General features: G+C 71.7%; 12 protein-coding genes and 2 tRNA genes. 4 read left to right on the plus strand and 10 right to left on the minus strand.

The features are described from left to right. Positions 1-287 precede the first annotated feature (287 nt). Both ACFPZI_RS23335 and ACFPZI_RS23340 read left to right on the plus strand, forming a co-directional pair. Positions 288-848, plus strand: a complete 561-nt coding sequence (locus ACFPZI_RS23335; RefSeq protein WP_381366183.1) for a SigE family RNA polymerase sigma factor — start codon at positions 288-290, stop codon at positions 846-848. A 136-nt stretch (positions 849-984) separates the two neighbouring features. Next, positions 985-2,640 (plus strand): long-chain fatty acid--CoA ligase, encoded by a 1,656-nt coding sequence (locus ACFPZI_RS23340; protein WP_381366404.1) that lies wholly within the window; start codon positions 985-987, stop codon positions 2,638-2,640. Positions 2,641-2,763: 123 nt separating this feature from the next. Here ACFPZI_RS23340 and ACFPZI_RS23345 read toward each other — a convergent pair whose 3' ends face one another. Next, positions 2,764-7,494, minus strand: a complete 4,731-nt coding sequence (locus ACFPZI_RS23345) for a hybrid sensor histidine kinase/response regulator (RefSeq protein ID WP_381366186.1) — start codon at positions 7,492-7,494, stop codon at positions 2,764-2,766. Positions 7,495-7,933: 439 nt separating this feature from the next. Between ACFPZI_RS23345 and ACFPZI_RS23350 the strand changes: the two genes are divergently transcribed. Together ACFPZI_RS23350 and ACFPZI_RS23355 are read left to right on the plus strand one after the other, a co-directional pair. Further along, positions 7,934-8,024 (plus strand) — tRNA-Ser (locus tag ACFPZI_RS23350). Positions 8,025-8,214: 190 nt separating this feature from the next. After that, a tRNA-Arg gene (locus ACFPZI_RS23355) sits at positions 8,215-8,287 on the plus strand. 76 nt (positions 8,288-8,363) lie between these two features. On the opposite strand, the gene ACFPZI_RS23360 is transcribed toward ACFPZI_RS23355, so the two are convergent. From ACFPZI_RS23360 to ACFPZI_RS23400, 9 genes are all read right to left on the minus strand, one after another. Continuing rightward, positions 8,364-9,590: a site-specific integrase gene (locus ACFPZI_RS23360; RefSeq protein WP_381366189.1), complete on the minus strand. Its 1,227-nt coding sequence runs from the start codon at positions 9,588-9,590 to the stop codon at positions 8,364-8,366. Continuing rightward, complete coding sequence (locus ACFPZI_RS23365) at positions 9,587-9,793, minus strand: excisionase family DNA-binding protein (RefSeq protein WP_381366192.1); 207 nt, start codon at positions 9,791-9,793, stop codon at positions 9,587-9,589. Before ACFPZI_RS23365 ends, ACFPZI_RS23360 begins: the two co-directional genes overlap by 4 nt. Then, positions 9,790-11,181, minus strand: coding sequence for a replication initiator protein RepSA (gene repSA / locus ACFPZI_RS23370; protein WP_381366194.1), 1,392 nt, complete (start codon positions 11,179-11,181; stop codon positions 9,790-9,792). Before repSA ends, ACFPZI_RS23365 begins: the two co-directional genes overlap by 4 nt. Continuing rightward, a complete protein-coding gene (locus tag ACFPZI_RS23375) occupies positions 11,178-11,357 on the minus strand; it encodes a hypothetical protein (protein WP_381366425.1) in 180 nt (59 codons plus the stop codon). The genes repSA and ACFPZI_RS23375 overlap by 4 nt, the downstream gene beginning before the upstream one ends. Continuing rightward, positions 11,354-11,536, minus strand: coding sequence for a hypothetical protein (locus ACFPZI_RS23380; RefSeq protein WP_381366407.1), 183 nt, complete (start codon positions 11,534-11,536; stop codon positions 11,354-11,356). Before ACFPZI_RS23380 ends, ACFPZI_RS23375 begins: the two co-directional genes overlap by 4 nt. Before the next feature lie 95 nt (positions 11,537-11,631). Beyond that, positions 11,632-11,868 (minus strand): hypothetical protein, encoded by a 237-nt coding sequence (locus ACFPZI_RS23385; RefSeq protein ID WP_381366196.1) that lies wholly within the window; start codon positions 11,866-11,868, stop codon positions 11,632-11,634. A gap of 1 nt (position 11,869) precedes the next feature. After that, the gene (locus ACFPZI_RS23390) at positions 11,870-12,187 is read right to left on the minus strand and encodes a SpdD-like protein (protein WP_381366199.1); all 318 of its coding nucleotides are present in this window, start codon (positions 12,185-12,187) and stop codon (positions 11,870-11,872) included. A 20-nt stretch (positions 12,188-12,207) separates the two neighbouring features. Beyond that, a complete protein-coding gene (locus ACFPZI_RS23395; RefSeq protein ID WP_109376597.1) occupies positions 12,208-12,363 on the minus strand; it encodes a hypothetical protein in 156 nt (51 codons plus the stop codon). 9 nt (positions 12,364-12,372) lie between these two features. Next, positions 12,373-12,564 carry a mobile element transfer protein gene (locus tag ACFPZI_RS23400; RefSeq protein WP_381366201.1) on the minus strand — a complete coding sequence of 64 codons (192 nt, stop codon included), beginning with the start codon at positions 12,562-12,564 and terminating at the stop codon, positions 12,373-12,375.

Raw genomic sequence — 12,564 nt, forward strand, 5'->3', positions numbered from 1 at the left:
CCGGGGCCTGGCCCCGTCCGGCTGCCGTGGTGGCGGCGGCCGCGCCGGGAGCGGGGCGGTCACAGGAGCAGCGGGCGGGTGAGGGGGAGGGCGTCGATGTCGTGTTGGGAACGGGTGAGACCCCGGGGCACCGGTGTGTTTCCCTCCAGGGGTGAACCCGCAGTGACTCTCCACCGCTCCTCCACCCTCAGGAGGTGCAGCAGGCACTCCCCCTACAACCTGAGAGGGACGTGGCTTCGGGACTTGTGGCCGATTTGCCGAACGTGCCCCGCTCATAGCGTTGAGCCATGACCACACCCGTCTGCACCAGCGCTTCGAACGCCGCTGCTCCAGTGACGCAGACCCTCCCGTACCCGTCGTTCTCGTCGTACATGAGGGCCCGCCAGCCGGTGCTCCTGCGTACCGCCCGGTCCCTGACCGGGAACCCGAATGACGCGGAGGACCTGCTGCAGACCGCGCTCGCCAAGACGTACGTCGCCTGGGAGCGTATCGAGGACCACCGCGCGCTCGACGGCTATGTGCGCCGGGCGCTGCTGAACACCCGGACGTCGCAGTGGCGCAAGCGCAAGGTGGACGAGTTCGCCTGCGGCGAGCTGCCCGAGCCGGACCCGGTGTCCGCCGCCGACGACCCGGCCGAACAGCAGGCACTGCGCGACGCGATGTGGCGGGCGATCATGCGGCTGCCCGCGCGACAGCGCGCCATGGTAGTCCTGCGGTACTACGAGGACCTCAGTGAGGTTCAGACGGCCGAAGTGCTCGGCGTATCGGTGGGTACGGTGAAGTCGGCCGTGTCGCGGGCGCTCGGGAAGCTGCGGGACGACGCCGAGCTGGGACTTGTTCGATCCTGATCGGGAATGAAATTCCGCGGAACGTGATCGATCATCCGTTCACCTAGTGACATACCGCGCGGTATGTGCGCAGAATCAGCGCATCCGTTACCGCCGCGTAGGCAATGTCGCCCGGGAGGACGCCGTGCTGAGCACGATGCAGGACGTACCGCTGCTGATCTCGAGGATCCTCGCCCACGGGTCGACGATCCACGGCACGTCACAGGTGACCACCTGGACCGGCGACGGCGAGCCGCACCGCCGTTCCTACGCGGAGATCGGCGCCCGCGCGGCGCAACTGGCGCACGCGCTGCGCGAGGACCTGGGGGTGTCCGGCGACGAGCGCGTGGCAACCCTCATGTGGAACAACGCCGAGCATGTCGAGGCGTACTTCGCGATCCCCGCCATGGGCGCGGTGCTCCACACCCTGAACCTCCGCCTCCCGGCCGAGCAGCTCGTGTGGATCGTCGACCACGCCGCCGACCGGGTGGTCCTGGTCAACGGTTCGCTGATCCCGCTGCTCGCTCCCCTGCTGCCGCACCTGAAGTCGCTCGAGCACATCGTCGTGTCCGGCGCCGGGGACCGCTCCGCGCTGGCTGATGCCGCGGCGCAGGCGCAGGTGCGGGTGCACGAGTACGAGGACCTGATCGCCGGGAAGCCGACCGCCTACGACTGGCCCGAGCTGGACGAGCGTGCCGCGGCCGCCATGTGCTACACCTCGGGCACGACCGGGGACCCCAAGGGCGTGGTCTACAGCCACCGTTCGATCTACCTGCACTCGATGCAGGTCAACATGGCCCAGTCGATGGGCCTGACCGACGAGGACACCTCGCTGGTCGTGGTCCCCCAGTTCCACGTCAACGCCTGGGGTCTGCCGCACGCCACCTTTATGACCGGCGTCAACATGCTGATGCCGGACCGCTTCCTGCAGCCCGTGCCGCTCGCAGAGATGATCGAGGGCGAGCGGCCGACCCACGCCGCAGCCGTCCCCACCATCTGGCAGGGCCTGCTGGCCGAACTGCTGGCCAAGCCGCGCGACGTCTCCTCCCTCACCCAGGTGACCATCGGCGGCTCGGCCTGTCCGCCCTCCCTGATGGAGGCGTTCGACGCACTCGGCATGCGGGTCTGCCACGCCTGGGGCATGACGGAGACTTCCCCCCTCGGCACCATCGCCCGCCCGCCGGCCCACGCCGTGGGCACCGACAAGGAGTTCGCCTACCGGCTGACCCAGGGCCGCTTCCCGGCCGGTGTCGAGGCCCGGCTCACCGGCCCCGGCGGCGAACGGCTCCCCTGGGACGGCGAGTCGGCGGGCGAGCTGGAGGTGCGCGGCCCCTGGATCGCCGGCGCCTACTACAACGGCACCGATGCCGAACCCCTGTGCCCCGCCGACAAGTTCAGTGAGGACGGCTGGCTGAAGACCGGCGACGTCGGCACGATCTCCCCCGACGGCTTCCTCACCCTCACCGACCGGGCCAAGGACGTCATCAAGTCCGGCGGTGAGTGGATCTCCTCCGTCGAGCTGGAGAACGCGCTGATGTCCCACCCGGACATCGCCGAGGCCGCCGTCGTCGCGGTCCCGGACGACAAGTGGGGCGAGCGCCCGCTGGCGACGGTCGTCCTCAAGGAGGGCTCGACCGCCGACTTCACCACCCTGCGCGAGTTCCTCGTCGGCGAGGGCAGGATCGCCAAGTGGCAGCTGCCCGAGCGCTGGACGGTGATCGAGGCGGTGCCGAAGACAAGCGTCGGCAAGTTCGATAAAAAGGTGCTGCGCAGGCAGTACGCCGAGGGCGCGCTGGACGTCACCCGGCTCTGACGCGCTCCGATGCCCTCCGACACGCTGTGACGCACCCCGCGTACGCCGGTCATCAGGCCGATGTGCGCGGGGCCCCGTCGTGCGCCCGGAGGCGCGGTTCCTCTGGAACGGATGCGGCGCGGCTCAGTTGGTGCCGATGCGGGCCAGCAGGTCGACGATCCTGTCCTGCACCTCGTCGCTCGTGGAGCGCTCCGCGAGGAACAGCACCGTCTCGCCGGAGGCCAGCCGTGGCAGGTCCCCCTGGTCGACGGCGGCGGTGTAGACGACGAGCGGGGTGCGGGTGAGCTGCCCGTTCGCCCGCAGCCAGTCCACGATCCCGGCTTGCTGACGGCGTACCTGCATCAGGTCCATCACCACCAGGTTCGGCCGGAACTGCCCCGCGAGCGCCACCGCGTCCGCGTCGCCCGCGGCCCGCGCGACCTGCATCCCGCGCCGCTCCAGCGTTCCGGTCAGCGCGAGCGCGATCTCCGCGTGCTCCTCGATCAGCAGCACCCGCGGCGGATGCTGCTCGCTGTCCCGTGGCGCGAGGGCCTTCAGCAGGACGGCGGGATCGGCGCCGTAGGCGGCATCGCGCGAGGCCTGCCCCAGCCCGGCCGTGACGAGCACCGGTACCTCGGCGGCCACCGCCGCCGTCCGCAGCGACTGGAGCGCCGTACGAGTGATCGGCCCGGTCAGCGGGTCCACGAACAGCGCGGCGGGGAACGCCGCGATCTGGGCGTCGACCTCCTCGCGCGAGTGCACGATCACCGGCCGGTAGCCGCGGTCGCTCAACGCCTGCTGCGTGGCGACGTCCGGCGCGGGCCACACCAGCAGCCGGCGCGGGTTGTCCAAGGGCTCCGGCGGCAGTTCGTCGTCCATCGGCTGCGGGCGCGGAGGGTCCGCCACCTCGACGGCCCCGCCCGGACCGTCCAGCGGCTCGGGTCCCTCGGCCGCGTCCGCGTCCGGCGCCCCTATGGCGTACGAGCGCCCCGTGCCCTCGGTCGTCGGCGTGAGCCGCGACTGCCCCGGCTGCCCCGGCTGACCGGCGATCGAGTGCTGTGACTGAGGCTGCGGCTGTGCCTGGGGCTGCGACGGGGGTCGTGGTTGGGGCTGCTGAGGCGGTGGTGTCTGTGCCGGCGTCTGGGGCCGTGCGGGTGCTTGGGCGCGGGCAGGGGCCTGGGTCGCTGCCTGGGCCTGCCGCTGGGTGGGGGCGGATCCGGTCGTCGCGTGCGGGTGCGCGCTCTGCTCCTGGCCCGCGGCCGGGTCGGGGCGCGTACCGAGCTTGCGGCGGCGGCCCGATCCGCCCGGCTGATGCGGGGGAGGCGTGGCCGACGGCAGCGGCTGCTGGACCTGGGCGGCCTGCCGGGTGAACGGCACACCCTGCCCCAGCGTGCGCACGCTGAACGCACGCCCCTGGGTCGAGTTCGGGTCCGCCGGAGCCACCGGAGCCACCGGAGCCACCGGAGCCACCGGAGCCACCGGAGCCGACGTCTCGACGGGGAGCGGCTGAGCGACCCGTTGCGCGGGTACCGCCGCGTTCTCGGGAGGCAGCGGGGCGCCCGGCGCGGGCATCGGCATAGGCATGCCGTTCGGCGGAACGGGAACACCCTGCGGCGGTACGGGAGTCCTGGTGCCGGAGGTGTCACCGGCGGCGGGCCACGGCGGCTGCGCGGACGGGGCGCCCTGGGGCGGAGTCCCCCGACCGGGCACGGCCTCGGCGGGCAGCGGCTGGGCCACGGAAGCGGGCTGCTCCGCGACCGGAGCGACGGGCTGCGCCTGTGCCTGTGCCTGCGCCTGTGCAACGGGCGGCAGCACCGCCGGCTGGGGCAACGGCTGCCCGGCGGAGGCCGGCTGGAGCTGATCGTGGGGCGCCGTTGCCGGTGTCGGAACCTGCGCCTGAGGCAGCTGTCCCTGCCCGGCCATGCCTTGCGGCGGAACGGCCGACGGAAGGGCCGCTCCCTGCGGCGGTACGGGGGCACCCTTTGGGGTGGCCCCCGGCACAGGCGCCGCCGGTACGGGAACCGGCTGAGCGGCACCACCGGCCGCACCCCCCAGGGCCTGGACCTGTGCCTGGACCTGGACTGGTGCCTGGACCTGAGCGGCCTGCGCCGGCGAAGGGAGCGTGCCCTGCTCGGCCGGCTGGGCGGCGGCCCGTCGGCGGCGGCCCGTCGGGGCGCTGGTGGGGTGCGGCTGCGGAGGGGTGTGATCGTCGGACTGGTCGTGCGGGACGGCGTCATGGCGCCCCCTGTCGATCAGCGCGTCACCGGAAGCGGCCGGTCCGGGCATCACCACGGGAGCCGAGCCCTGTACCGAACCCTGCGCCTGGCCCTGTCCGGCCGCACCGACCACCCCGATCGCCCCAGCTTGTTCCCCCTGGTCCGCCTCGGCGGGCGGCAGGGCGAACACCGTACGGGGCGCGGCCTCCTGCGCCGCCGCCCGCTCGGTGGCCGCCGCCAGCGCACGCCGGCGTCGCCCGGTCTCCTGAGTCTGCTGCCCCTGCTCCTGCGTCTGGCCCTGTTGTCCCGAAGCCTGATCCCGGCCCTGCCCCTGGGAGGCACCGGCCGTTCCGTCCCCGCTGCCCACCGCGGGCAGCGCGGGCGGCAGGGCGTGCTGCTCACCGGAAACCTGCCGGACACGCTGTCCCCCCGCCGGGACGGGTACGCCCTGCGGCGGTACGGTCCCGCCCAGCCCGGTGTTCGACGCGGCGGATCCCGCCGCGTACTCGGCGGCCGTGACAACGGCCCCCTCGGACACTCCGCCCCCGGCGCCGACCGCACCGACGACCGCACCCGGGGCGGCAGGGACCGCGGCCTCCGCGCCCTCGGCCGGCCGGCCGCGCCGCCGCCCGGTCCCGCCGGACACCGCCACCGCGTCCTCACCGGACGCCTGAGCCGGAACCTGCGCGGGCTCCGCGGCCGCCGCGGCCGCCCGGCGCCTGCGCCGTCCGGTGGGCGCCGCGGTCTCCGTACCGGCGCCGGAACCGTCGTCCGGCCCCGGCACCTCGCTCTCCAGGAAGGCGTCCACCGAGGACCGCCGGGCCCTCCGTCGTCCGCCGCCCGCACCCTGCTGACCGCCCGCGGCAGCGGCAGTCTCCTCGGTCGGCACCACTCCTGGCACCGCTTCCGGCACCGGTGCTCCACCCGGTGCCTCGGCCGTCGGCACTCCGGCGGGCAACGCGAGCTGGGCAGCCGCCTGACCTGTGGCGACGGCACCCGCACCGGCCCCGATGGGCACCTCGAGGACGAACGCGCTGCCGCTCATTCCCGGCACCTCGTGCGTTTGCAGCACACCTCCGTGCGCCCGTACGATCCCGCGCACGATCGGCTCGTGCACCGGATCGCCGCCGCTGTAGGGTCCGCGCACCTCGATCCGTACGACCTCGCCGCGCTGTGCCGCCGCGACCACGACCGTGTTGTCCAGGTAACCGCCCGCCGACACGGGAGTGCTGCCGGTGGCGTCGACGCCCGCGACGTCCGCGACGAGATGGGCGAGGGCGGTGGCGAGCAGTCGCGAGTCGACCTCGGCCTCGATGGGCGGCGCATGCACGGCGAACTGAACCCGGCCCGGTCCGATGAGTTCCACGGCCCCGTCGACACCGGCGGCGACGACGGCGTCGAGCATCGCCTTCGTACGAGTGATGCCGCCCGTCCCGGCGTCGAGCCGCTGGAAGCCGAGGACGTTGTCGATGAGGGTGGTGATCCGGGAGTAGCCGGCCGACAGATGATGGAGCACCTGGTTGGCCTCGGGCCACAGCTGTCCGGCGTCGTCGGCGGCCAGCGCGGCCAGGTCGCGGCGCAGCTCCTCCAGCGGGCCCCTCAGCGACTGCCCGAGCAGGGTCAGCAGTTGCTCGTGCCGGCCGGCGAGGGCCTCGAAGCGGTCCTTCTCCCGCTCGCCGAGCGCGGCGTACCGTTCCTCGTTCGCGGCGAGTTCCTCGGTGTGCGCCTCGCGCAGTTCCTCCAGCTCGCGGACCTGCTCCTGGCGCAGGGCGGTGAGCTCGGAGGCGTGCTCCTCGGCGATCCGCTCCCGTTCCTCCGCGTGCTGCCGCTCGGTCTCTTCCTTCTCCTTGACGAGCGTGTCGTAGGGACGCCGGTCGGTGAAGGTCATGACGGCGCCGACGAGCTGGTCGCCGTCGCGCACCGGCGCGGTTGTCAGGTCGACCGACACCTTGTCGTTGCTCTTGGAGTACAGCACCTGGCCGCGCACCCGGTGCTTGCGCCCGGAGCGCAGGGTGTCGGCGAGCGGGGACTCGTCGTAGGGGAAGGGGGAGCCGTCGGCGCGCGAGTGGAGGATGAGGGTATGGAGCTCTCGCCCGCCGAGGTCGCTGGCCCGGTAGCCCAGTATCTGGGCGGCGGCCGGGTTGACGAGGACGATCCGCCCGTCGGTGTCCGTCCCGACGACACCCTCGGCGGCGGCCCGCAGGATCATCTCGGTCTGCCGTTGCGAACGAGCCAGCTCGGCCTCGGTGTCCACGGTGCCGGACAGATCGCGTACGACGAGCATCAGCAGTTCGTCGCCGGTGTAGCCGTAAGTGTCGTAGGCCTGCTGACCGGTCTCCAGATTCGCACTGGTGACCTCGGCCGGGAACTCGGTTCCATCGGTCCGCCGGGCGACCATCCGCGTCGGCTTGGTACGGGCTCGCGGGTCGATGTGGTCGGGCCGGCGCATGGAGCCGGGGATGAGCTTGGAGTCGAACTCCGGCAGCAGGTCGAGCAGCCCACGCCCCACCAGAGCGGTGCCCGGAGTCTCGAAGGCCTCGAGGGCGATGGTGTTGGCGTTGACGACCGTCCCGTTGGCGTTGACCAGCAACAAGGCGTCGGGGAGCGCGTCCAGTATGGCTGCGAGGCGAGCAGTGCCTCGGGATGGCCTGCTGCTCACGAGACGCTTCCTTCCTGTTTCGCGACGTGCCGACCGTTCGGGCCATCTTGCCAACCGGCCCTCAACGTGTCACCGGAGGGAGTCTAAGGGCTGGGGTTGCGCTCGCGACGCCGGATGAGACCGAGGTCGCACGTAACGTGACGGTGCTGTGACGCGCCCACCGGCCCCCACCGGCCGTGGCCCGCCCCGCCACGGCCCGAACCGTTGCGGGACCTCCACGCGGTCCCTGCCCCGCTCGGCCCGCTCCACTGTCTCGGTCGCACGCCCGTACGTCCTTGGGGTGACGGCGAGGACGGGCCCGCCACGCGCCCGTCAGAGGGACTTTGCTCTGCGGCCATCGTGCCTAGTACCGTGGGGGGCGATTGGTGACACCACGCACGGCTGTGTCATCATCGGCACGCACCACTTGAACCGCGCTCGCGCGCGGAAGGTTGTGCACGGAGGCGTCGCCTAGTCCGGTCTATGGCGCCGCACTGCTAATGCGGTTTGGGCCTTAAAGCCCATCGAGGGTTCAAATCCCTCCGCCTCCGCACCGATTGCGAAGCCCCGGTCCACTCGGCCGGGGCTTCGTCGTATGCCCGGCCTTCTGTCGCGGTTTCCGCAGGTCGCAAGGGGTGGGGCAAACGGATTTCACATGGCGGCGGCGGTCATGTAATGTTCTTCCTGTCGCCGCGAGCGAGCCCATAGAGGGCCGGGAGCGGCGAGAAAGTTGAAAAACAGGCACTCGTAGCTTAACGGATAGAGCATCTGACTACGGATCAGAAGGTTGCAGGTTCGAATCCTGCCGAGTGCACACAGGTGAGAGGCCCCCGGAGATGATCCGGGGGCCTCTTTCGTTGCTGGTACAGCAGCGAAGTACCGCAACCGTGTCAGCCAGTGCCACCCACGGCGTCCGACAGCTTGCCGATCGCGTTCCGCACGGCGTCTTCGCTCGCCTCGGCGTAGACCTCCATCGTCATGGAGATCTGCGAGTGCCGGAGGATGCGTTGGGCCACCTTCGGGTGGACCTGGAGCGCGACCAGAAGCGAGCTGCACGTGTGCCGAGTGTTCCGGAGAGGGATGACCCGGAGGCCGGCGCGGCGAGCCCGCAGGGCGAACATGCGGGTCAGATTGCCCGGCTCAATGGGCGTCCCGTGCTTCGTAGTGAAGATCAGGCCGTGACCGTCCTGCCAGAGTTCCCCCGCGGCCTTCCGATCGCCCTGTTGCTGAGCGCGGCGCATCCGAAGCGCCTTGAGGCAGAGGTCCGGCAAGGGAAGGAAGTCGTCCGACTCCTCCGTCTTGGTCTCGCGGTGCAGGATCTGCCGTCCGGCCCGCTGGATCTGGTGATCCACGTACAGCTCTCCCCGCTCGAAGTCGACCGACTTCCACGTCAGGCCCAGGACCTCACCACGACGCAGCCCCAGACAGAGCACCAGGACCCAGGCGGCGAAGAGGTGATCGTCCCGGGCGGCGGCATCGGTGAGGAATCGGCTCGCCTCGGTGACGGACCACGGCTTGATCCGGCGACGTCGAGGCTTGGGCACCTTCACCAAGGAGGCGACGTTCTTCCCGATCTCCTCCTCGGCGACCGCGTGCGTCAGGGCGGCCCGGAGGGCATCCCGAGCAGCCTGGATCACCCGGCGGGACGGGTACGACTCGCAGCACTCGCCCACGGCACAGCACCGCCGGCGGGCAGCTAGACGCTTTGCATCCTTGCCCTGAGCACAGCACTGGCAGACCGTCGCCAGTTTCGTCAGCCACTCGCGCACGTCCCGGACAGTGAGCCGGTCCAGTCGCTTCGGACCGAGATACGGGGTGATGTAGAGCCGGACGGAACCCTCATACGAGACGTACGAGAGCGGAGCCAGGTTCGGCTTCACGATCGAGTCGAGCCAGTAGGCGAGGAATGTTGCGACCGTCCGGTGTCGAGTGGCCACCGGCCCCTTCTTGGCTTCGGCGTGCAGGTTGAGCCACTTCTCGTGGACCTCTTCGCGCGTCTTGCCGTAGGCGTACTTTCGAGCCCGCTTGCCGTCCGGCTTGGTCACCCAGACGTAGGCGGCGTAGCCGTTCTTATAGGGGTAGATCGATCCTTCCCCGTTGCCTCGCTTGCCGCTCATGCTGCGATCCCCTCAGCTTCAGAGGTGACCCGCTGCACGTACTCGTCCACCCAGGTGGGGAGGATGCGCCGGTTGCGGCCGACCTTGACCGAGCGGATCTCTCCGGTCAGAACAAGCATCTTGGTCTTGGACAGGCCGAAGCCGAGCATCTCGGCGACCTCGGCCGTGGTGTGCCACTTACGTGCGATCACTGTTGTCGTCATACGGCAGCTTCCTCCCGTTCGCGTTGGTCTTGCAGTGCTTCACGTGCGGTTTCGCGGTTGAGCTGGAGGTCTCGGGCGATGGTGGCGGCGAGGGCGGATTCGCCGGGGGTGTGGCCGTGGCCGGCGTACTGCCAGTCGGCGAGGACCAGGACGGTGTCCGGCTCGCGGTCCTCGAGCCCGAGGGCGGCGGCTTCTTGGGCGGCTCGGTAGTCGGCGCGGGTCTGGCGGAGGGCGCCGAGGGTGGTGGAGTAGCGGCGGGACTTGGAGGAGAAGTGGCCGCGGAAGCCGAGCATGTGCGCCCAGGCCCACAGCCGCCGGTCGGGATAGAGCGGGTCGAGGTCGCGGCATGCGGTGATCAGGCGGCGGGTGTGGTCGGGGACGCCGTGGCGGTCGAGTTCGGACAGTTCGCCGATGCGGCGGTCCAGGGTGCCGGTGTTCTCGGCTGCCTTGGTCGCGTACTTGGCGACGTAGGAGGCGACGGCCTGCTCGGTGATGTCGGAGCCGTCGCCGAACGCCTTTACAGGCCGGACGTCGAGCTGCGTGCCCCACCGGAAGGTGCGGGCCGGTTGGTCCTCGGCCGCGGGGACGGAGACCGAGGTGTAGGAGTGCGCGGCTGCGGCCCGGATCGCGTCGGTGAGGAGGTCGACCGTGGCCCAGGCGGGCGGCGGCGACTCAGCGCCCTCGGGCCCGTCGAGGCGGACCACGGCATGGAAGTGCAGGGCGCCCCGCTTCTGGAACTCGGCGACCTTGCCGAAGGAGAGCCGGGCGGATTCCTTCAGCTCGCGTTGGGTGAGGCCGGCGCGGGCGGCGATCTCGCGGCGGAGCCGGTTGGTGAAGCGCTGCCAGAGCTGCCCGGCATGGTTGTTGAACAGCACCGCGCCCGCGTAGTCGTACGTGGCCGGGTCCAGGGCGGTGCCCAGTTCCGGGGCGTCCGCGGCGTGGTGGGTGCCGCAGCGGCAGGCGCCATGGTCGGGCCGGTTGTGGACCGGACCGAACGAGGGAGCCGTGAGGGTGACGAAGACGCGCGGGCGATCGCGAACGGTGGCGGGGATGCCCCATCGCTCGTCACCGGCCAGGCCCGCACGGATCAGGTGGTAGGTGTCGCCCGCATAGGTCCAGGCGCAGGAGGGGCAGCGCGAAGCCCGGCGGTTGCCACAAGCGACACGGAGCCGTCCACCCGGCTCGCCCTCGGTCGTGTAGTGGTGCAGGGTCTCGCCGGTGGTCCTGTCCTTGGTCAGGGTCCAGCCGGTCAGGTGGATCGGGTCGGCGCAGCCGCCGGTGCGGCGGATCTGCTCGTGCCAGCGGTCGAAGCCGGGAGACCCGGCCACCCGGAGGAGATCCCCCAAGGTGACCGGGTCCAGGCCCGCCGAGGTGGCGGCGTTGGTCACGCGTCGTCCTCCTTGGCGGTGTGGCGGTCGATCCAGTCCTCGGCGCAGACCTTGTGCACGGGCTTGCCCCGGTCGGAGCGCAGCGGGGTGGGCTTGGTGCAGATCACGCAGGGCTTGTCGCCGGTGTGGTCGTAGTGCTCGGGCGAGCGCCAGTCGAGGAGAGCCACCGCGGTCACCGCCCCGTCCGGGCGAGGGAGGAGGCCGGGTGGGTGTGCCCGGTGCCCTGGCAGGCCGGGCAGGTGACGCGGAGGGTGGTGCGGGTGCCGTCGGTGTGGCGGGTGCCGGTGGTGATGGCGACCACCGGGAAGCCGTCACAGTCGCGGCAGACGCGCGTGGTCCGGGTGCGCTGGGGCATCATGGGATCTCCCTTTTCGGGTTCGTTGGATCTGGAATGGGGTCAGGCGCCCGGAGCGGCGGAAGTTTGGCGACCGAGGCCGCTCCGGGGGCCGTTCAGCGGCGGCGGTTGCGGCGGAACCCGGGAACGGGCGGGATGACGTCGTAGGCCCGGCGGCCCTGCTCGAAGGCGTCCCGGTCGTCCTCGCTCATGCCGGACGTGCCGATCTGCCGGGTGATCCGGCTCACGGCCTTGCGGTCGCCGTGGCGTTTGGCGATGGCGTACTCGCGGCCCAGCTCCGTCATCTCCGGGTTGGCCGGCGCGTTGGTGTTCTTGCGGCTGAAGAGGCCCATGTCAGTGCTTCCTTTCGGCGTTGAGCAGCGAGCGCAGGACCACGGCGCAGACGGCGACCGAGGAGGCGGTGACGGCGACCGCCAGGAGCATGGAGACCAGGACCGCGCCGACGACCAGGACCACGGCGGTGCCGCCGCCGACGAGGGCGAGCGCGGTACCGGGCGTCAGCTGGACCGTCGGGCGGGACGGCGCCGGGGCGGCGGGGGCCGGCGGCGGGGCCGAGGCGGCGGGGGTGATGGTGGTCGGCTGGACGACGACCGCGGGCGGGGTGAGGCGGCCGGTGGGCTGGGGCATGGTCGGGGGCTTGGGCCGGAGCATGGGCGGGTCTCCTTTCGGGGCTACTTGACGGCGGTGTCGATGACCGGGGCGAGCAGGCTGTCGGCGAGGAGGTAGCCGCCGAGGAGGAGCACGGCGATGAGCCACCAGGGCGGGCGGATGAGCTTGACGCCGAGCCAGCCGACGACGATCAGGGCGAGCCAGAGCGGGACGTCCATGACGGCCTCCTAGCGGATCTTGCAGCGGTGGGTGCGGGCGGCGAGCTGGGCGGCGGACTGGCTGGAGTAGTCGGCGGACCAGCCGCAGCCGTCGGCGCTGCACACGGCGGCGTGCTTGGTCTGGCCGTGGCGGTCGCGGTGGGTGCCGATCTGCACCGGGCCGATGCGCATCACGGAGTGGAAGAAGTCGCGAGCGGGCAT

The organism is Streptomyces chlorus (assembly GCF_042655885.1).
GTDB lineage: Bacteria > Actinomycetota > Actinomycetes > Streptomycetales > Streptomycetaceae > Streptomyces > Streptomyces chlorus.